We start from the raw sequence: 19,911 nt of genomic DNA, 5'->3' as shown, positions 1-19,911 counted from the left end.
CACCGAGAACCGCAGAGGAAGACCATGAGCCAGCCCGTAGACTCCGTCACCGCAGGTCACACCCCCGAGGACCAGGACCGTCAGGACCCGGGCGCCGCCTGGTCGTTCGAGACCAAGCAGATCCACTCCGGGGCCGTCCCCGATCCGGCGACCGGTGCCCGTGCGGTGCCGATCTACCAGACGACGTCGTTCGTCTTCCGGGACACCCAGCACGCCGCGGACCTGTTCTCGCTGGCCGAGCCCGGCAACATCTACACCCGGATCCACAACCCCACCCAGGACGTCCTGGAGCAGCGGATCGCCGCGCTGGAAGGCGGAGTCGCTGCGGTGGCCCTCGCTTCCGGGCAGGCCGCCGAGACACTCGCCCTGCTGACGCTGGCCGGTGCGGGGGACCACATCGTCTCGTCCACCTCGCTGTACGGAGGCACCTACAACCTGCTGCGGCACACGCTCCCCCGGTTCGGCATCGAGGTGTCGTTCGTCGACGACCCCGACGACATCGAGGCGTGGTCGGCGGCGATCCGGCCGAACACCAAAGCGCTGTTCGCGGAGACGCTGGGCAATCCGCGCGGTGACGTCCTCGACATCCGGGCGGTCGCCGACGCCGCGCACGCGGCCGGGGTGCCGCTGGTCGTCGACAACACCGTGCCCACGCCCTTCCTGCTGCGTCCGATCGAGCACGGCGCTGACGTCGTGATCCATTCGGCGACCAAGTTCCTCGGCGGGCACGGCACCACCATCGGCGGTGTGGTGGTGGACGGCGGTACGTTCGACTTCGGCGCGCACCCGGAGCGGTTCCCCGACTTCAGCTCCCCCGACCCGAGCTACCACGGTCTGCGCTACTGGCCGGACCTCGGCCCCAGCGCCTTCGCGGTCAAGCTCCGGGTACAGCTGCTGCGCGACCTCGGCCCCGCGCTCTCCCCGCACTCCGCCTTCCTGCTGCTGCAGGGCGTGGAGACACTGAGCCTGCGGCTGGAGCGGCACACCGCGAACGCCCTGGCGCTGGCCGAATGGCTGGAGCGCCGGGACGAGGTGTCCGCCGTCCACTACGCCGGGCTCGAATCGAGCAAGTGGTACGAAGCGGGGCGCCGTTATCTGCCGCGCGGCGCGGGCGCCGTGCTCGCCTTCGAGCTGCGGGACGGGGTGGAGGCGGGCAAGAGGTTCGTGGACGCGGTCGAACTGTTCAGCCACCTCGCCAACATCGGTGACGTACGCAGCCTGATCATCCACCCGGCGTCGACCACGCACAGCCAGCTGACCGAGGAGCAGCTGGCCGCCACCGGAGCGACGGCCGGGCTGGTCCGCCTCTCCGTCGGTCTGGAGAACGTGGACGACCTCAAGGCCGATCTGGAGGCCGGGTTCCGGGCCGCGAAGGCGGCGTCCTGAACCGGACGGCCCCCTTCACCACGCTCCCCCTCCCGCCGGCCACCGGAGGCCGGCGGGAGGGGGATCCGCCGGGCCGCCGCTCCTGGGTCCGCCTGGACCGGGCGCTGCCGCTGGAGTCGGGCGACGAGCTGCCCGGTGTGCAACTGGCTTACGAGACCTGGGGACGCCGCGCGGCCGACGGTTCCAACGCGGTCCTGGTGCTGCACGCCCTGACCGGGGACAGCCATGTGGCCGGGCCCGCGGAGCCCGGCCATCCCACTGCCGGCTGGTGGGACGCGCTGGTCGGCCCCGGCAAGGCGCTGGACACCGAGCGCTGGTTCGTCGTCGCGCCGAATGTGCTGGGCGGCTGCCAGGGCAGCACCGGTCCGTCGTCCATCGGTCCGGGCGGGGCGCACTGGGGCGGCGGCTTCCCCCGCCTGACGGTCCGTGACCAGGTGGCGGCCGAGGCGGCGCTGGCCGACGCGCTGGGAATCGGCCGGTGGGCGGCGGTGATCGGCGGCTCGATGGGCGGCATGCGGGCGCTCGAATGGGCCGTCGGCAGGCCGGAGCGCACCGGCTCGCTGCTGGTGCTCGCGGCGCCCGCCGCGGCCTCGGCCGAGCAGATCGCCTGGGGCTCCGTGCAGATCTCCGCGATCCGCTCCGACCCCGGCTGGCGCGGCGGCCACTACCACGACGCGCCCCCGGGCGAGGGCCCGCACCGGGGCCTCGGCCTGGCCCGCCGGATCGCCCACATCACCTACCGGAGCGAGCCCGAGCTCGGCTCCCGGTTCGGCGGCGAGGCGCAGCCGGGTGAGCATCCCCGGCACGGCGGGCGGTACCGGGTGGAGTCGTATCTCGACCATCACGCGGCCAAACTGGTGCACCGCTTCGACGCCGGCAGCTACGTCGCCCTGACCGAGGCGATGAACGGGCACGACATCGGGCGTGGTCGGGGTGGCACCGCGCAGGCGCTGCGCCGTGCCCGGATGCCCGCGCTGATCGCGGGCATCGACTCCGACCGTCTCTATCCGCCCGCCCAGCAGGCGGAGCTGGCCGCGCTGCTGCCCGGCGCCGACCGGTCCCGGATCGTGGAGTCGCCGCACGGCCACGACGGATTCCTGATCGAGACGGTTCAGGTAGGCGCTCTGGTGAGGCAGTTGCTACCGAGCCGGCCGGATCCGGACCGCTGATGCCCGCACCACTGTTTCCGTCCACTCGCCCCGGGAGTTGTCGCTCATGAGATCCGTTCCGCCGTCCGAGGACGCCTACGACGGGATGCGGCTGCGTCAGTGGTCGCGTGGCGCCGCGCGCTCCGCCGGCATCGAACGCCGTGACCTGCTGCGGCTGGTCGCGGCCGCCTCCGCGGCCGCCACGCTGCCCGCCGGTCTCCCGTCCCCCGCTCAGGCGGCCACCGGGGCGGCCGACCCCGCGCCCGGGATCGTCAAGCCGCTGCCGCCCGAGTTCTTCACGGTGCGCGGCACCAACGCCGAGACCAACTTCGCGGCGCTGCGCCCGACCGGGCTGCTCACTCCCGCCGACCGCTTCTTCGTGCGCAACCACACGGCCACCCCGCGGATCGACCCGGCCGCCTGGAGGCTGAAGGTGTGGGGCGACGGGCTGCGGGGCCCGGCCGTGGAGTTCACCTACGACGAGCTGCGGGCGCTGCCCACGGCCACCGTCACCTCGTTCGTGGAGTGCGCGGGCAATGCCCGCAGCTACTACACGACGCAGCAGGGCGAGCAGGTCAGCGGCACGGCCTGGACGCTCGGCGCGATCGGTACGGCCCGCTGGCGCGGGGTGCGGCTGGCCGACGTGCTGCGCCGGGCGGGCATCACCCGGAGCGCGGTGGATGTGCTGCCGCGCGGACTGGACGACGAGGTGATCAGTGACGGGATCAACCTCGGCCGGGTCCGTCGGCCGCTGCCGGTCGCGAAGGCGCTGGACGACGTGATCCTCGCCCACGAGATGAACGGCGAACCGCTGCCGCCCGACCACGGCAGTCCGGTGCGGCTGATCGTGCCGTCCTGGGTCGGGGTCGCCAACATCAAGTGGGTCGGCGACATCGAGGTGAGCGCTTCGCCGCTGCTCTCCCCGTGGAACACCGGCCTGTACCGGCTGTTCGGGCCCGGCTATCCGCCCGAGGGCAGTGCGCCGCTGACCCGGCAGACGCTGAAGAGCGCCTTCGAGGTGTCGCCCGGCGCGTCCTTCCACGCCCGCAGGCGCCATGTGCTGACGGGCAGGTCCTGGTCGGGCGGGGCACCGGTGCGCACGGTCGAGGTCAGTACCGACGGCGGTGCGCGGTGGCGTCGCGCACGGCTGCGCGACGAGCCGCGGAGCGGAAGCTGGGTCCGCTGGTCGGCCGACTGGGTACCGAGGGACCGCGGACCGGCCGTCCTGCTGGCGCGGGCGACGGAGCGGTCGGGCCGCACCCAGCCGGAGAAGGCCGTCCCCAACACGCAGGGCTATCTCTTCGACGCCGTGGTCCGGCACGAGGTGCGGGTCGTCTGAGCGGCGGCGGGGGCCGGACCGAGTCGCCCGGCCCCCGGCGGCCCGCCCCGGACTCAGTCGCCGTCCCGGTCCGCCGTCCGGCCCGCGTAGTAGGTGGCGATCATGTCCTCGCCGCCGTGCCCGGCCGCTTCGGCGCGGGCGAAGCGGACCTCGGAGGCGGCGGTCAGGTCCAGCCGTACGCCGGTCTGCTCGGCGGCGTCGAGGATGAGGCGGGTGTCTTTCAGGGCCGTGCTCAGGGAGACGCTCGGAGTGAGATCGCCGGACAGCACCGCGGCGGACTTGCTCTGGAGATAGCCGGAGTCCAGCGGGCCGCCCCGCACGGCGTCGAGGAACAGCTGCGGGTCGACGCCCAGTCCCTCCGCGAGGTTGAGGCTCTCCGCCACGCAGCCCACCATGTTCATCACCCAGGTGTTGACCACGAGCTTGAGCCTGGACGCGGCCCCCGGTTCCTCGGAGACCCAGACCGTACGCTGCCCGATCGCGTCGAACACCGGATCCGCCACCGCACGGGCGGCGGAAGGGCCGGAGACGAAGACGGTCAGCGCGCCCTGTTCCGCGGGCTGCCTGGTCCCGGAGACGGGCGCGTCGAGGAAGACGAGGCCCAGGTCCGCGGCGCGCTGGGCCAGTTCGACCGCACCGTCCGGCCCGACGGTGGAGCTCTGCAGCAGGACCTGGCCCCGGCGCACCCCGTCGGAGGCGGCGGTGAGCGCGGCGGCCACGGAGGTCGTGTCGTTGAGCGTGGTGAGGATGACGTCGGCGCCGCGTACCGCTTCCGCGGCTGTTTCGGTCACGGTGGCACCGTCCGCCGTCAGGGGCTCCGCCCTGGCCGGCGTACGGTTCCAGGCGCGGACCTCCAGCCCGGCCCGGATCATGCTGCGGGTCATCGCGGACCCCATGATCCCGGTGCCGAGGACGGCGACGACCGGCGGTCGCGGGGTTGCTCCGGCTGTCGCTGAATTCATGGGGGCCATTCCCTTCGTCGGCCGCGCCCGGATTCGCGCGCGGCGTTTCGGATGCTCAGGACTGCCGGCGCGCGCCTTCGAGTACCGCGGTGTACACGGCCCTGGCCAGCCGCGATCCCCAGGGCGAGCGGGGCCCGGCGAACAGTTCGCCCGGCCCGTCGGCCGGTTCGGGCGCCGCGACGCAGACGGAGTCGGTGGGGGTGCCGGAACAGGAGAGTCCGGCCCCCAGGAGGGCCTGGACCTTGGCCTCCGTGGCGGTCGCGACGGCGTTGACGAGCGCGGCGTCGCAGAGCGGCACGGGCAGGACGACGACGATGTTGACCGTGCCCGGCTCCGGCCATGCCCCGGTGTCCGCCGCCGGGGCGGCCGCCCAGCCGCGCACTCCGAGGCCGCAGGTGGCGGTGGCCGTGGCTTCCCCGTCCACGGCGACCGTGTACGCGGTGACGTCGGCGGCCGTCAGCAGTCCGGCGCCGGGCCCGGTGAGGTGTTCGGCCGCGGCGATCTCGGCCAGGTGCCGGTCCGGGTCCGTACGCGGATAGCCGCCGCGCACCTGGGCGTTGAGGATCCACTCACGCGGGCCGATGCCGCCGCCGAGCACGGCGCTGCTGCAGACCCGCCAGCCGGGTCGCAGCCGCCACACCAGATGGTGCAGGTCCTCGCCGTCCTCCTGCCTGGTCAACAGTTCACCGCGCTGTTCGGGGAGCTGGACGCGTGCGGAACCGATGAGACACCCCCAAAGGCGCGGCAGGACGGTGGTCGCCCTGCGGGCCCGTAGATCATATGCGCCGGAGCGGGGCGCCCCGGAGTGCGTCCCGCGCCGCGTCCGGCGTCAGGCTTCGCCGCGGCCCATCGCGATCAGCCGGTCGAGCACGGCGGCGTCGGCCCTGACTCCGTCGTGCGCGTAGGCGTCGGTGACCCAGGTGCGCAGGCCGCGGACGGCCTCGGCGGTGGCCAGCGCGTGCTCGCGGTCGACGAACATGTCGTCGTGGTAGACGGCGGCGACGACCGGGACCTCATTGGCGGCGAGCCGGTCCAGGTCGTACAGGGCCGGCCAGTCGGTGCGGGCGGCGAGCGCCTCCGCGGCGCCGCGCAGCGGCACGAGCGCGGGGTCCTCCTCGAACTGCCAGGGGTAGACCATCTCGCCGGTGAACCGGAGCGGTCCGCCGGCGGTGGCGTCGAAGGCCGGGAACTGCCGGCGGACGCGGTGCGCCGACCAGTCGGTGGCGCGGCCGCCCTGGGCGTAGATCGGCTCGTGGAGCGCGGCGTACAGGGGGCGTTCGGCGAAGGACACGGCGGCGTCGACGCCGCGCAGAAACGTGTCGGTCAGCTCCGGCCCGTCGGCACCCTCGGTGAAGGCGGTCTCCAGGAGGTAGTGTAGCGATTCGGACTTCGACGCGGTGCCGAACGTGATGCCGAGGGTCTGGAAACGGCGCACAGTGAGGCGTTCGCCGGTCGGCATCCGCACGTCGTGGCTCTCCAGGCGTGCCGCGACGGCGTCGGCCAGTGCCTGGTCGCCGGGGTAGCGGTCGAAGTAGCGCTCGTTCTGCGTGAGGGTACGGGCGTAGGCCGCGCGGTACACGTCGTCGGCGTGGCCGGTGAGCGTCGGCAGTCCGCCGGTGATGTAGGCCCGGGTGAGCCCTTCGGGGGCGAGGCTGAGATAGGTGAGCGTGGTGAAGCCGCCGAAGCTTTGGCCGAGCACGCTCCACGGCTGCTCGCCCTGGAGCCGGCGGCGCAGGAGTTCGGCGTCGCGGACGATCGAGTCGGCGCGGAAGTGCGCGAGGTACCCGGCGGCCGCCGCGTGGTCCGTACCGAACCGGGCCAGGGTGCGCCGGTCGGCGGGGGTCGAGCGGCCGGTGCCGCGCTGGTCGAGGAGGACGACGCGGTACTCGGTGAGCGCGCGGCGCAGCCAGGCTCCTGCGGCGTTGGGGCGTTCGGCGCGGCCGCCGGGTCCGCCCTGGAGCCAGAGGAGTCGGGGAAGGTCCTCGTGCTCACGTCCCTCCGCGACGACTTCGCGGGCGAAGAGCGCGATGGCGGGGCCCTCGGGGTCGCTGTGGTCGAGCGGCACGTCAAGGGTGTGGTCGGTGCAGACCAGGCCGCTGTGGCGGTAGGTGACGGGGGCTGGGGTGGACATGGCGCTCCTCTCACGTCGCGTATCTCGCGTCGTGTGTCTCTGTCGTCGTGTGTCTCTGTCGTCGCGCGTCTCGCGTGGCCTCGCGTGTCTGGCGTTGTCTCGCGTCGCGGAACGGTTGCACGGGTGGCGGACGGGCCCGCACCGGGGGGCGCGGTGCCCGTCAGGGAGGGGTCAGTAGCCGGCGACGCCCAGGTCGCGGCAGATCGCCACGAGGTCCGGGTGCACGTAGCGCCCGTTCTCCTCGATGGCGACGCCGTCCAGGTAGACGGACGGGCCGAGGATGCTGCCGTCGGTGTGGGCGGCGGCGACCCACGGCTCGCCGCCGATCCAGGCGCCCTTGGTGCCGATGCCGAGTTCGACGCAGCCGAAGACGCGCTCGTCCTCGACGATGCGGCCGGTCGGGGCGAGGACGCCGGGGTTGAAGCCGAGCGACCAGTGGGCGACACGGAACATGTTCGGGTCGTCGAAGGACTCCATCCAGCGCCGGAAGGTGTCCGCGTCGGCGCCGCCCTCGATCTTGGTCACGACACCTTTCTCCACGGTGCAGCGGACCGGGGAGCGCAGCAGGCCGATCTCGTCCGGCGGCCACAGGGCCCCGTCGAAGAAGAGTACGCCGTCCTGGGTCTCCTCAAGGGGGTTCCAGGAGATCTGGCCGGAGAGCATGACCGTCTCGCCGGGCTTCTCCGCGGGCTTGCCACGCAGGTTGATCGGCCGGTCGCCGTTGCGGCCCACCAGGTCGGTGCCGTTGGCGGAGGTGATCCGGACCTCGTCGGCCGCCTCCAGCAGGGCGACGAGGGCCTTGCCGAGGCGGATGACGCCCTGGAAGTCGGGGCGTCCGACGGTGGCGACCAGCATCTGGACGTCCATCGCGGTGAGGTTGGTGTAGCGGCAGCCGTTCGCCATGGCGGCGCGGAACGCGTCGGAGTGCATCAGGTACGAGACGGCGAACTCGATCCACACATCGGCGTCGGCTATGGCTCCCGCGACCGGCCGGGGCGGCTCCATGGAGGCGCCGGGCAGCGTCTCGTACCAGACGACGACGGGGTGCGCCCCGGCGGCGGCGACGGCCTGCGCGGTGGCTTCGATGACCCGGCGGTCGCTGCTGGTGTCGCCGGTGAGGACGACGTGCTCGCCGCGCTTGACGAGCATGACCTCCTCGACGAGCTTGCGGGCGGCCAGGGCGAGTTCGAAGCTGAGGTACTCGGGACGCGGTTCGAGCCTGCTGTACATGTCCACGGGGTGGTTCTCCTTGCCATACAGGTGGTGCTGAGTGGTGCGGTGGTACGGGATGTGGTCCGGGGGCGGGGTGGCGGGGCTCAGGTCTTGAGGATCTGGGCCGAGTCCCCGAGCGAGCTGCCGGCGATCAGTCCGGCGCCCACCAGGTTGAGTTCTTCGTCGGCCGCGGGGCCGCGCAGCCTGCGGTAGCCGACCCGGACGACGAGGGCGCCGAGGACCAGCCAGCAGGCCTGCGGGGTGAGGATGAGCAGGCCGGTGGCGAGCATGACGCCCATCTGTCGGCGGGTGCCGCCGAGCAGCTGGATGGCGGCGCCGGGGATGGCCCAGACGAGCATGGTGCGGACCGCGTCCGGGTCGCTGAGGCCGCTCTTGATGGTGTCGGCGTACACCTTCGCGACGGGCGGGATGAGTCCCTGCCCGAAGTACGAGCGCCAGGCGACGGCGACGACGGCGAGGGCGACCGCGAAACCGATGAGGGCGGCCAGGAACTGCTGGCGGCGGCCCTCGCGCTCGAAGGGGTCCCAGGGGCGGTGCTCGCGCCGCAGCAGCCAGCCGGCCTTGAGGTCGTAGCCCATGTCCGCGAAGGCCAGACGTACCCCACCAGGAGGGCGAGCGGCACCGAGGGGATTCCTATGGCGACGCCGAGGATGAGGAAGATCAGCGTGACGGCGAAGGACGGGAACCAGCCGGACTGCATGGCCGCGAGGCCGACGATCAGTTCGTGCACCAGGGCGGCGAAGGCGGCGAACAACACCCAGCCGACGATGCCGAGCGGGCTCATGTCGCCGATCAGCCCGCCGAGCACCGCGAGGATCGCGGCGCCGCCGGTGAAGAGCGCGAAGCCGCGGATCAGGGAGAGCCGCAGTGCGCGCTCGTCGACGGTGTAGGCGGTGCTCGGGTCCGCCGGCTCGACGTGCGCCACGCTACGGTTCTCTGCGGCGGCGGCCGTTCGTTTGCGCTCGCGACGGCCGATCAGCAGGTGGACGGCCTGACCGAGTGCTACGACGCCGGCGCCGACCATGACGCCGTGCGGGATGTATCCGGCGCCCAGGTCTGTGTGGAAGAGGTCCATCCCGTACTGGCGCAGCATCAGTCCGATGCCGAACATCATCAGCGCCCAGACGTTGCCCAGGAAGGCGACCCCGGCGGCCGAGAGCGGCAGGCTGAAGAGGGTTCCCGCGAGGCCGACGGCGGTGCCGCCCGCGAGGATCAGGGCCCGGCGCCCTCCCCGGTCGCCGGCCTTGATGGTCTCGGCGGCCGCGGTGCCGGGCGGCCAGGCGGCGTCGGCGGGCAGCAGCCGTGAGCCGAAGGCGCGGTAGAGCACCCAGGCGTCCACGACGAGCCCGACGGACGCGCCCGCGAGCATCGGCCAGACCAGGTCCTGGCGCCCGAAGACGTACGGGATGGCGACGGAGGTCAGCAGGGCGTTCGCGGAGGCGAAGGTGGCGGCGGAGATCGCGCTCTGGGCGAGGTTCTGCCGGTGCACGGACCGCATCCGGCGCAGGAAGCCCAGCGGGATGCGGCCGATGAGCATGGCGACGAGCGCACCGACGACCGAGGTGTTGGCGGAGATGCCCAGCTTGGAGACCAGGTCGATGCCGATGACGGCTCCCACGGCGGAGAGCACGACCAGGATCACCAGCAGCACGGGTTCCATGACCCTGGGGTGCGACCGGAGCTCGTCGGGGGCGGACGGCGGCGGGGCAGGGTGCGGCGCTGAGACGTGGTGCGCCATGGGGCACCCCCTTCGGTTTGCAGGGCTGGGAGGCGGGTCCGGGTCTCCGCGGCAGGGCGGAGCCCGGGGGCACGACGGCGACTGGGGAGGTCGCGGCCGGACGGTGACCGGGGCTGGTTCAGCCGCCGAGGGCGGCGGTGATCTCCGCCGCCCCGGCGCGTACCAGGGTCACGAGGATGTCGGCGGCCCGGTCCACTCGGTGGGACGGGCCGATGACGGTGAGGGAGGCGGGGACGCCGTCGCCCTGGAAGACGGGGGCGGACACCGCGGTGACGGCCTCGTCGTACTCGCCGTGGCTGACGCAGTACCCGTCGGCGCGAACCTGCGCGTAGCAGGTGAGCAGGGCGTCCAGGTCCGTGATGGTGCGGTCGTTGAAGCGCGTCAGTCCGGTGGCGCCGAACATCTGCCGGATCTCGCGCTCGGGGTGGTAGGCGAAGATCGTGTGTCCGGACGCCCCGGCGTGACCAGGCATGACGGCGCCGATGATCGCCGTGTAGCGGACGGGTCCGGTGCCGTCGACGGCGGCTTCGCAGCGGTAGCTGCCGCCGTGCGGGACGTTGAGGACGACGCTCTCGCCGGTCTCGCGGAGCAGCCGGGCGAGTACCGGCCGGGAGATCGAGGAGAGCACTCCGCTGTGCTCGCTGACCCTGGCCAGCCGGGACAGCGCGGGACCCGGGCGGTAGCGGCGGCTGTTGTCGTCGCAGAGCAGGAAGCCCCGGGCGCTCAGGGTGGTGAGCAGCCGCTGTACGACGGCCTTGTCCCAGCCGTGGTGGCGGGCCAGTTCACTGACGCCCCATTCGGGCCGCTGCTCGGTGAAGGTCAGCAGGACGAGCAGGGCCCGGTCGACGGTCTGCAGCACTCCCGGGGCCTGCTGTCCTTCGCGGGCCGGGGTGGTGGTGTCCGTGCTGCGCTCAGCCATGGGCCGGGCCTCCTTCGTCCGCTTCGTCCATCTGTCGGTTTCGTCCATCTGTCGGTGCGGAAATCGCAATGCCGTTGCGATTTCTGGCGAAAGAATGGTGCCGCGTCCAGCGGGTGTCAAGGGTTTGCCGGAAATTCGCCGCGCCGAGGGAACGGCCTGCTCAGCGGCGATTGCCGAGGACGGCGCGGCGGGACCCGCCGGGGCGGGCCGCCCCCCACCGGCCGTTCACTCGATTGGCCTAACTGGATCGCGGGGGCCCCAGCGCCATCGTGCGGGGCCCCGCCCCATCCGTCGGGGCTGGGGCGCCCCGCCCCCGCCGGCCGGGAAGTTGCAGCGTCCATCCAGGTGAGGCGCGATGGAATCCGGACGCGCCTCACCTGCTGGACCCACCCACAGGACGCGCCCGAGCTAGGAGGAATCGGTCATGGGAGCCGCTGACGGTTTCACGGATTCCGGAGAGCTCGACGGCCTGACGGTGTACGACACCGCAGGCGAGAAGATCGGCAACGTGGGGCGGGTGTATGTCGACGACAGCACCGGCCGACCGGACTGGATCACGGTGAAGACCGGCCTGTTCGGTATGAAGGAGAGTTTCGTGCCTCTCGCCGGAGCCCGTCGCGTGGGCTCCGACCTGCACATCTCCCATCCGAAGGACCGCGTCAAGGAAGCCCCCCGGGTGGACGCGGACGCTCATCTCTCCGTCTCCGAGGAGGAGGAGCTCTACCGGCACTACGGCCTGACCAGGAACACCGGCGGGAAGCTCGGTGACCGTTCCGGGGCCGCCGGCACGGCCGGTGCGCCGACCACGTCCGGGACCGGAACGATGGGCGCTGCCGGAGCCGGCGCGGCCGCCGGGGCAGGAGCCGGGGCCATGGGCGCGGCACGCGGCACCGACAGCGCGAAGGCCTCCGGCACCGCGGGTACGGGCACCGGCAAGCACCGGGACACCGACACCTCCGGTACCGCCCGTCCGCTGGCCGGAGCGGACGCGGAGCGGTCCGCCTCCGCCGACCTGGGCGGCAAGGAGGAACTCATCCGCTCCGAGGAACAGCTGCGCGTCGGCACCGAGGAGTACGAGAGCGGCAAGGCCCGCCTGCACAAGTACGTCGTCACCGAGAACGTCACCAGGACCGTGCCGGTGACGCACGAGGAGGTTCGCGTGGTGCGCGAGCCGCTCCAGCCCGGTGACAAGGCGGCCCGCTCGGACATCAACGAACAGGATGTGGAGGTCACCCTGCACGCCGAACGCGCCACGACGCGGAAGGAGACCGTACCGGTCGAACGGGTCCGGATGGAAACGAAGAAGGTGACCGAGCAGAAGGAAGTCTCCGCGGAACTGCGCAAGGAGCAGATCGACTACGCGGACGGCATGACCAAGGACGGCAAGGACATGGGCGGCAAGGACGCCGGCGGCGAGTTCGGTCAGGGACGGCGCCGCTGACCCCGCGCACCGCGCCGGACCGGCCGAGCCGGACAGGAGCGAGGGGCGGACCCGCATCACGGGGGTCCGCCCTCTCGTGCGCAACCGGTGGAACGGGGCCGCCCGGCCTTGATCCGCCGGACAGGCCCTAGGGCCGCTGGAGTGCGACCACGGCGTTGTGTCCGCCGAATCCGAAGGAGTGGCTGACGGCACGCCGGACGGGCAGCTCCCGCGGCTGCTTGGTCACGCAGTCGATGTCGAACCCGGGCGCGGGCGCGTCCAGGTTGGCGACCGGCGGGACGATTCCGCGCTGGAGCGTGAGGATCGTGAGCCCCGCCTCGATCGCCCCGGCCGCCCCCATGCAGTGGCCGAGCACGCCCTTGGGCGCGGTGACGGGCGGCCGGTGCGGGAAGACCCGGCCGATCAGGGCGGCTTCGGCCGCGTCGTTGCGCGGGGTGGCCGTGCCGTGGGCGTTGATGTGCTCGACGTCCCCGGCCTGCCAGCCCGCGTCGCGCAGCGCGGCCTCGACGGCCGCCTGGGCGATCCGGCCGTCGGGGTGCGGGCTGGTGGGGTGGTGGGCGTCGGTGGTGGCGCCGGTGCCCGCGAGCAGCGCGCGCGGCTCCGCACCCCGGGCCTCGGCGTCGGCCGCGCGCTCCAGCACCATGACGGCGGCGCCCTCCCCCATGACGAGCCCGGCCCGGTCGGCCGCGAAGGGCCGGCTGAGCCGGGACAGGTCGCGGTCGGCGAGGGCGGCCGCGCCGGATCTGGCGAACCCGGTCATGGCGATCGGGAACAGGGTCGATTCGGTGGCTCCCGCGATCGCCAGATCGCACTGCCCGGTGACCAGCAGGTCCCGTGCCACCGACAGTGCGGTGACCCCGGACGAGCAGGCCGTGCAGGGCGCCAGGCTGGGGCCCGTGGCACTCATCTCGATGGCGATCTCCGCCGCGGGCATGTTCGGGATGGTGAGCAGGATCCCGGACGGCGAGGTCGCCTCCGGCCCGCGCCGTTCCAGCACCAGGGCCTGATCGGTGAGTCCGGCGGAACCGCCGCTGCTGGTGCCGACGACGACAGCGACCCGGCTGCCGTCCCAGCCGCGCGGGTCGAGTCCCGCGTCGGAGACCGCCTCCCGCGCGGCCAGTACGGCGAATTTCGTGTACCTGCCCATGCGGAAGGCGGTACGCCGGCCGACCGCGGCGTCCAGGTCGATCCCGTCGACCGTGCAGGCGAAGTCGATGGCGCACCCTGCGAGGGCGGGGACGGTGCGGGCCGGGCTGATCCCGGCGCACACCCCGTCCCAGGTGGACTCGGTGTCGTTGCCGACCGGGGTGATCATTCCCAGACCGGTGACAGCGATGGACGGCATCTTCATCGGACGGTGCTCACGGGAGCCTCGCCGCCGGCCTTCGCGCGCAGGAACTCCGTGAGTCCGGCGAGGGTGGTGTCCCGGTGCAGCGTGCCCGGGTCCAGTTCGACGCCGACGGCCTCCCTCATGACGACGGCGAACTCGGCGACTGCCAGGGAGTCCATGTCGAGGCTGTCCATCGTGGATTCCGGGAGAATCTCGGCCACGGGCACCCTGAAGGTACGGCTGAGTACCTCGGTGATCGTGGGGTGAATCGCGCTCATGGTCTTCCTCTCCATCATGCCCGTCCGGCGGGGGTCCCGGGGTGGTGCCTCTCACCACCCCGACGCCGAAGTAACTGAGCAGCGTCCGGCCGGTTACGCCTTGCGGCGAACCGATTCGCCTCCGGGCGTTCCCGCTCCTGGATACCACCGCGCCAGCACGGCCGAGGTACCCCAGAAGGCCAGGAGTACGAGACCGACGCCGAGCCCCCGCACCGCTTCGGCCGCCCGGCGCACGCCCGGCGGTGCCGCCCGCTCCGGCGCGGCCCTCATCGCTCGCTCCCGGCGGGCACCGGGCGCTCCGCGGTGTGCCAGGAGGCGCCCGGGTCGTCGTACGCCTCGGCATAGCGGGGTCCGGTGATGGGCCAGTCCGCGAGCACTTCCTCCGGCAGCGCGAAGGAGTCGGCGAGCTCCGGCAGATGGGCCGCGACGGCGGCGACGAGCCGCTCTGTGGTCTCCGTGAGGTCTTCCACCTGACCGGCCGTGAGGTGCCCGGCGACGAGCAGGTCCCCGCTGTGCTGCTGGATCCGGCGCAGCGCGAACAGCCGGGCCAGTTCGGTCAGCCGGTCCCGGGCGGGCCCCTGCGGCAGCCCTTCGACCGCGTCCGCATAGGCTTCGGCCGCCTGCCGGCAGGCGTGCGCCTCGACTCCCCGCAGCGCGGGCCCGGACCCCGCGTTCCACCGCTTCAGCGGGCCGCCGTGCGGGGCCCGCGCCATCCGCGCGCGGGAGCGGGCGAACTGGATCCGCTCCACATGGGCCAGGAGCCGGCCGAGGAACCGCAGATCGTCCAGGTCACCGGTCTGCGGGCCGGCGTCCGGTGCCGTGACGCCCCAGGCGTCCGGTGCGTCCAGCATCGCGGAGATGACCATCTCGGAGGCGGCCTTGGCGTGGATGGCCATGTTGTCGCCCTCGGCGGTGATGGCGCCCTCCACCCCGGTGACGAGTTCACTCATCCCGTTGTGCTCCAGCAGGCCCTGGGCGCCGCACCGTTCACGGCATTCGACGATCACCGAGCGGGCCTGCCAGGTGATCCAGCCCTTCGCGACGTCGACGAGCCGGCCGGCCGCCTCGCGCTCCGGCTCGGGGCCGTGCGCCGCCGCATCCCAGCGGTCGAGGGCCCGCCGGTGCAGCAGACTCATCGCGAAGACGGTGGCCATGGCCCCGGCGAGCGGGCCGTGATGGCTGCGGTGGGCGATCACCGGCAGCGGCGGCAGCGCGCGGCCCCCGGAGACATACCGGTGTCCTGAGTAGCGGACCGCGATGGCGAGAGTGGCACGGGCGGAGCCGATCGCGCTCGCGCTCATGCAGATGCGGCCCGTGGTGACGCGGGCGATGGAGGCGAGGAACCGGCGTCTGCGCCCGGTGGTGCCGCTGCGGAACACCCCGTCGTCGCCGACCCGCCCCTGTTTGCCGCCGAGCAGCGCCTCGCGCCCCACGAACACCTGGTCGAAAGAGGTCAGGCAGTGGTCCACCGGGCTGCCCATCCGGGCCGGCAGCCTGCGGATCCGTACCCCTGGCAAGGCCTGCGAGGCGTCGGTGAGCGGCACCAGCAGCAGGAAGACCCCGTGGTCGGTGTCCCCGACGAGCAGCCGCGCGGCGACGAGTCCCGACTTGGGACCGCCCGCCGGGCTGGTGTTGGGCATGAACTTCTGCGCGCCCAGGTGCGGGGTGTGCAGCAAAAATCCGTCCCGGGCACGGTCGTAGGTGGCCGTCGTCTCGACCGCGGCGGCGTCGTTGCCGTGCGCCACCTCCGTACAGAGGAAGGTCCCGATACGTCGCATCGCGAGGAAGTCCGACAGGTCGCGGGACCGGTCGGTGTCGTGGTCCAGGAGGCTGCCGAGGAAGAGGTTGTAGTGGATCCCCGCGACGGTGGCGAGCGAGGGGTCCACCGGGGCGAGCCATTCGTGCAGGGCGGCCAGGGCGCGCGGGTCGGCCGCCAGCCTGGCGCCGCTGTCCAGCGTGTTGTTGAGCGTGCGCAGCCGCGCGTGGGCGAGGGCGAGCCGTTCGTCGGGGGTGGGGCCGGGCGGCGGGACGGTGGGCCTGCGGAACGGGTCCGTGGCGATGAGCCGCTGCCAGAATCCGTGCTCCCGGCGGGCGTCCGCGCCGAGGAGCACCGAGGTGAGCCGGTCCGCGGCGCGCTCCTGGCCGGCCTCGGCCATGACGGGGCTGTCGATCGTTGTGGTCATACGACAGAAACGATCAGGAATCAGCCAGGACACCCGGATTCCGGCATTCGCGGCCGTTTACTTCCTGTTCAGCGAGGTGAAGGGGCGCGCTGGAAGGCGAGGGCGACATTGTGGCCGCCGAATCCGAAGGAGTGGCTGAGGGCCCGCTCGACGCGCTGCCTGCGGGGCTGCTTGGTCACGCAGTCGAGGCCGGAGTCCGGCGGCGGGGCGTCGAGGTTGGCGATCGGCGGGACGAGGCCGTGTTCCAGGGTCAGTACGGTGGCCACCGCCTCGATCGCGCCGCCCGCCGCGAGGGTGTGCCCGATGACGCCCTTGGGCGCGGTCACCGAGGGCCGGTGCGGGAAGAGCCGGGCGATCAGCGCGCTCTCCATGGCGTCGTTGAGCGGAGTGGAGGTGCCGTGTGCGTTGATGTGATCCACCTCTCCGGCGGCCCAGCCCGCCCGGTCCAGCGCCGCCTCGACCGCCCGCTCCGCACCCCGGCCGCCCGGTTCGGGCGCGGTGGGGTGGTGGGCGTCCGTGGCCGCTCCGGCACCGGCCAGCACGGCACGCGCCCGACCGCCGCGGGCCCGGACGTCGTCGGCCCGTTCCAGTACGAGAACAGCGGCGCCCTCGCCCAGGACGAACCCGTCACGGTCCGAGGCGAACGGCCTGGAGGCGGCCGCCGGGTCACCGGTGCGCGCCGAGAGCGCCCCCATGCCCGCGAACGCGCTGACCACCAGCGGGGTCACCACGGACTCCGCGCCGCCCGCCACCACCACATCGCAGCTCCCGCTCGTCAGCAGGTCGCCGGCGAGGGCGATCGCGGTGGCACCCGACGCGCAGGCGGTGGCCGGGGCCAGACTCGGCCCGTGGGCGCGCAGGTCGATGGCGATCTCCCCGGCGGCCGCGTTCGGCATCATCATCGGCACGAGGAGCGGGGAGACCGCGGACGGCCCGTCGGCGTCCAGCCTGCGGACGTTGTCGACGAGTACGGAGACGCCTCCGACACCGACGCCCAGTACGACGCCCACCCGGCCGCCGTCCCAGCGGTCCGGGCGCAGACCGGCATCCGCCACGGCACGGCGGGCGGCGACCAGGGCCATCTTCACGAACCGCGCCATCCGGAAGACGGCGCGTCCGCCCACCGCCTCGTCCAGGTCGGGGCCGTCGGCCCGGCAGGCGAAGTCGACCGGCAGGCCGGCCAGTTCCTCGCAGTGCCGGGCCGCCCCGGCGCCGGCGCACAGCCCCGCCCAGAAGGTGTGCTCGTCGGCGCCCACCGGGGTCACCAGCCCCAGGCCCGTCACCACCGTCGCTGTCCCGTCCCGCACCATGCCTCGGCTCTCCCCTCGCTCGTTCACGCCCCCGCAGGCCGAACGGCCGGGCCCCCGCCGAGGATGCGGCCACTGGGCCGAACGGGTCAGGAGGCGGCCGCTCCCCCGTCGTCGCCGTACCTGCGTTCGAACTTGGCGACCTGGCCCTCCGAGTCGACCACCCGGGCCTTTCCGGTGAAGAACGGGTGGCTTTCCGCGGAGATCTCGACGTCGATGACGGGGTAGCTGTTTCCGTCGTCCCAGCCGATGGTCTGCTCGCTCGACGCGGTGGACCGGGTCAGGAAGGCGTAGCCCGCCGCACGGTCACGGAAGACGACGGGGCGGTAGTCGGGGTGCTTGTCCTGCTGCATGGTCTGCTCCTGGGGACGTGCGGGTTACCGGCTCGGAACACTCCGGCCAGCCTCGCGAACCAGGGCGTCCCGCGCGATCGGACACGGCCGTACGGGGCATCGGCGTGGCGGCGCCCGGCCCGGCTACGCTCCGAGCGCGTCGGCCACCAGGGCCAGGAACCTGGCGTGGGCGTGGGCGCTGCACACCGGCTCCGGGTTCCAGGGCACCACCCGGGCGGTGCGTTCGATCGAGGCCCACGCCTCGTTCGTCCCGAGCTCACCGAGAGGGGTGGCGTTGACCCGGATGTCGGCGAGCACGACGGCGGGGCGCAGCGCCCCGGCCTCCGCCCAGCCGACCGTGGACCAGTTCGCACCGGGCCCGTCGGCCGGTTCGACCAGGTCGATGCCGAGTTCGGCCAGTACCCGCAGTTCGGGCCACATGCGGGGGCGGGCCAGGTGCGCCTGCTGCTGCCCGGCCGGGGACAGGGCGAGGACCCGGGTCCGGTCCGGTCCGGCGGCGAAGGCGCGCAGCCGGTCGCGGGCGGCGTCCAGCTCCCGGGCGGCCGAGGCGGGCTCGGCCGCGCCCAGCGACCGGGCGAGGCGGGCGAACCGGTAGCCGGTCTCCGCGAGGGTGCGCGCCTGGCCCACGTCGATGACGACGACCGGGACGTGCTCCTCCAGGTGTTTGGCCGTCTCCGGGGCGAGGCCGTAGACCTGTCCGCCGCCGTAGCTGACGGCCACCACGAGGTCGGGCTCGGAGCCCAGCAGCGTCTCGACGTCCAGAGCGGGGCCCGCACCGGCGTAGGCGATCTCGGCCAGCGGCAGCGATCCGGTCTTCGCGGGGTCGGGCACGGCCGGGTCGTCGTGGCCGGAGCCGAATATCCCGACCGGCCGTATCCCGTGGTCCCACAACGTCGCTCCGGCCTGCACGTAGGCGAGCACCCGCGTCGGGCGCCGCTCGGCGGACGACAACTGTCCGCGGTCGTCGGAGAATTGCCATAAGGTCTGCTCGCTCACGTCACACGCCTTTCGCCACCGGCCACTTCGCCCCGTTTCGGGCTCGTACACCAGTACCTGCCCAGCGATGAGGGGTGGCACCCCCGCCGCCGCGCCGTTTACAGGCCGGCCTCCGTGCCGCGCACCAGGTAGCTGACGGGACCAGGATCCGGCACCCGGATCCCGGTGAAGCCCAGCCGGTCGTAGAAGGCTCTGGCCGGGGTGTTGGCGGTGAGCATGGACAGGTGCACCCCTGTGACCCCCTTGGCGCACAGGGCCGCCAGGAACGTACGCATCAGCTCTCTCCCGTACCCCTTGCGCTGCCAGTCGGGGAGCAGGTCGATGTGCAAGTGGGCCGGGCGGCCGGCCAGTTCGGGCAGGACCATCCGCTCCGGGTTGCGCAGGAGGGCGATCATCTCGTCGGCGGGACCGCGCGGTTCGCCCTGCGGCCGCGGGTAGCGGTCCTCGACCAGGGGCAGCCAGCGCTCGCGGAACTCCGTCACGAACCGCGGGGTGTCCGCCGTTCCGAGGATGTATCCGACCGCCCGGCCCGTACCGTCGTCGAGGACGAAGGCCAGACCGGGTTCGAGGTACGCGTACGGGGCAGCGAAGATCGACGGCATCAGCTCCGGGTCCGGGTACAGGTGGCTGGAGTCGCCTCCGTTGTCGGCCGTCCGGACGCAGATGTCCGCAAGGGCCGCACGGTCGTCCGGGTGGTAGGCACGGAGGCCGGTTCGTACGGAGGCCGGTTCGTGAGGTCATACCGTCATCCTGCCTGCCTTTGGGAGCGCTCCCAAAAGGTTTTGGCGAAGGAGGACAGTTGCCGGTCGGTCCCGCCCGGCGCGACCGGCCGGGGCTGTCAGCCGTTGACCGCCGTCAGCAGCACCACGGCGTCCTCCAGCGCGAGCAGCCCGTGGCGCTCCTGCGGGATGGGGAGCAGCCGTCCGGGCGCCAGTTCCACATCGCCGGACGCGGCCGTGAGCCGGACCCTGCCGCGCAGCACCTGGAGGGAGGCGGCGGGCGGGGCGTTGTGCTCGTCGAGCGCGGAGCCCGACGTCAGGGCGATGACGGTCTGCCGCAGCGGCTCCTCGTGCAGCAGGAGGTGCGCGCTGCGGCCGTGCGCGGAGGTGCGGGCCGCGGCCAGGTGCTCGGCGGCGAGGGCGTTCAGATCATTCGCGGCATACATAT

At 73.1% G+C, this 19,911-nt stretch carries 17 protein-coding genes and 1 pseudogene; 4 read left to right on the top strand and 14 right to left on the bottom strand.

Annotation, left to right across the window (positions count from 1 at the left end; genetic code table 11):
• Positions 1–24: 24 nt before the first annotated feature.
• The 3 genes from RLT59_RS36695 to RLT59_RS36685 are packed head-to-tail and all read left to right on the top strand — an operon-like array spanning position 25 to position 3,873.
• A complete protein-coding gene (locus RLT59_RS36695; RefSeq protein WP_311307386.1) occupies positions 25–1,386 on the top strand; it encodes a bifunctional o-acetylhomoserine/o-acetylserine sulfhydrylase in 1,362 nt (453 codons plus the stop codon).
• On the top strand, positions 1,383–2,555 hold the full coding sequence (locus tag RLT59_RS36690) for a homoserine O-acetyltransferase MetX (RefSeq protein WP_311307985.1): 1,173 nt from the start codon (positions 1,383–1,385) through the stop codon (positions 2,553–2,555). The genes RLT59_RS36695 and RLT59_RS36690 overlap by 4 nt, the downstream gene beginning before the upstream one ends.
• A gap of 46 nt (positions 2,556–2,601) precedes the next feature.
• Entirely contained in the window at positions 2,602–3,873 is a 1,272-nt protein-coding gene (locus RLT59_RS36685) for a sulfite oxidase (protein ID WP_311307385.1), read from the top strand.
• A gap of 53 nt (positions 3,874–3,926) precedes the next feature.
• Here the strand turns inward: RLT59_RS36685 and RLT59_RS36680 are convergent, their stop codons facing one another.
• The 6 genes and pseudogenes from RLT59_RS36680 to RLT59_RS36655 form a co-directional block, all read right to left on the bottom strand.
• Positions 3,927–4,835: an NAD(P)-dependent oxidoreductase gene (locus RLT59_RS36680; protein ID WP_311307384.1), complete on the bottom strand. Its 909-nt coding sequence runs from the start codon at positions 4,833–4,835 to the stop codon at positions 3,927–3,929.
• A gap of 55 nt (positions 4,836–4,890) precedes the next feature.
• On the bottom strand, positions 4,891–5,514 hold the full coding sequence (locus RLT59_RS36675; protein WP_399126729.1) for an adenosylcobinamide amidohydrolase: 624 nt from the start codon (positions 5,512–5,514) through the stop codon (positions 4,891–4,893).
• Positions 5,515–5,664: 150 nt separating this feature from the next.
• Positions 5,665–6,966 carry an alpha/beta fold hydrolase gene (locus RLT59_RS36670; RefSeq protein ID WP_311307383.1) on the bottom strand — a complete coding sequence of 434 codons (1,302 nt, stop codon included), beginning with the start codon at positions 6,964–6,966 and terminating at the stop codon, positions 5,665–5,667.
• A gap of 171 nt (positions 6,967–7,137) precedes the next feature.
• The gene (locus RLT59_RS36665) at positions 7,138–8,196 is read right to left on the bottom strand and encodes a 2,5-dihydroxypyridine 5,6-dioxygenase NicX family protein (protein ID WP_311307983.1); all 1,059 of its coding nucleotides are present in this window, start codon (positions 8,194–8,196) and stop codon (positions 7,138–7,140) included.
• Between the two features lie 86 nt (positions 8,197–8,282).
• Positions 8,283–9,937, bottom strand: a pseudogene (locus RLT59_RS36660) (OPT/YSL family transporter).
• A 118-nt stretch (positions 9,938–10,055) separates the two neighbouring features.
• Positions 10,056–10,856: an IclR family transcriptional regulator gene (locus RLT59_RS36655; protein WP_311307382.1), complete on the bottom strand. Its 801-nt coding sequence runs from the start codon at positions 10,854–10,856 to the stop codon at positions 10,056–10,058.
• A 424-nt stretch (positions 10,857–11,280) separates the two neighbouring features.
• Between RLT59_RS36655 and RLT59_RS36650 the strand changes: the two genes are divergently transcribed.
• Positions 11,281–12,297, top strand: coding sequence for a PRC and DUF2382 domain-containing protein (locus RLT59_RS36650; RefSeq protein ID WP_311307381.1), 1,017 nt, complete (start codon positions 11,281–11,283; stop codon positions 12,295–12,297).
• A 127-nt stretch (positions 12,298–12,424) separates the two neighbouring features.
• Here RLT59_RS36650 and RLT59_RS36645 read toward each other — a convergent pair whose 3' ends face one another.
• From RLT59_RS36645 to RLT59_RS36610, 8 genes are all read right to left on the bottom strand, one after another.
• Positions 12,425–13,648: a beta-ketoacyl-[acyl-carrier-protein] synthase family protein gene (locus RLT59_RS36645; protein ID WP_311307380.1), complete on the bottom strand. Its 1,224-nt coding sequence runs from the start codon at positions 13,646–13,648 to the stop codon at positions 12,425–12,427.
• Positions 13,645–13,905, bottom strand: a complete 261-nt coding sequence (locus tag RLT59_RS36640; protein ID WP_311307379.1) for an acyl carrier protein — start codon at positions 13,903–13,905, stop codon at positions 13,645–13,647. The genes RLT59_RS36645 and RLT59_RS36640 overlap by 4 nt, the downstream gene beginning before the upstream one ends.
• Positions 13,906–14,171: 266 nt before the next feature.
• Positions 14,172–16,088 carry an acyl-CoA dehydrogenase family protein gene (locus RLT59_RS36635; protein WP_399126726.1) on the bottom strand — a complete coding sequence of 639 codons (1,917 nt, stop codon included), beginning with the start codon at positions 16,086–16,088 and terminating at the stop codon, positions 14,172–14,174.
• Between the two features lie 68 nt (positions 16,089–16,156).
• Positions 16,157–17,398 (bottom strand): beta-ketoacyl-[acyl-carrier-protein] synthase family protein, encoded by a 1,242-nt coding sequence (locus RLT59_RS36630; protein WP_311307378.1) that lies wholly within the window; start codon positions 17,396–17,398, stop codon positions 16,157–16,159.
• Positions 17,399–17,484: 86 nt separating this feature from the next.
• On the bottom strand, positions 17,485–17,748 hold the full coding sequence (locus RLT59_RS36625; RefSeq protein ID WP_311307377.1) for a type B 50S ribosomal protein L31: 264 nt from the start codon (positions 17,746–17,748) through the stop codon (positions 17,485–17,487).
• Positions 17,749–17,871: 123 nt separating this feature from the next.
• Positions 17,872–18,744 (bottom strand): ABC transporter substrate-binding protein, encoded by an 873-nt coding sequence (locus RLT59_RS36620; protein WP_311307376.1) that lies wholly within the window; start codon positions 18,742–18,744, stop codon positions 17,872–17,874.
• A 98-nt stretch (positions 18,745–18,842) separates the two neighbouring features.
• Positions 18,843–19,409 (bottom strand): GNAT family N-acetyltransferase, encoded by a 567-nt coding sequence (locus RLT59_RS36615; RefSeq protein ID WP_311307982.1) that lies wholly within the window; start codon positions 19,407–19,409, stop codon positions 18,843–18,845.
• A 173-nt stretch (positions 19,410–19,582) separates the two neighbouring features.
• Complete coding sequence (locus RLT59_RS36610) at positions 19,583–19,909, bottom strand: cupin domain-containing protein (protein ID WP_311307375.1); 327 nt, start codon at positions 19,907–19,909, stop codon at positions 19,583–19,585.
• Positions 19,910–19,911: the final 2 nt, after the last annotated feature.

The sequence above is a fragment of the Streptomyces sp. ITFR-6 genome (genome assembly GCF_031844725.1).
GTDB lineage: Bacteria > Actinomycetota > Actinomycetes > Streptomycetales > Streptomycetaceae > Streptomyces.
Note: the sequence above shows the minus strand (reverse complement) of the source record. Positions and strands in the feature narration are given on the sequence as shown.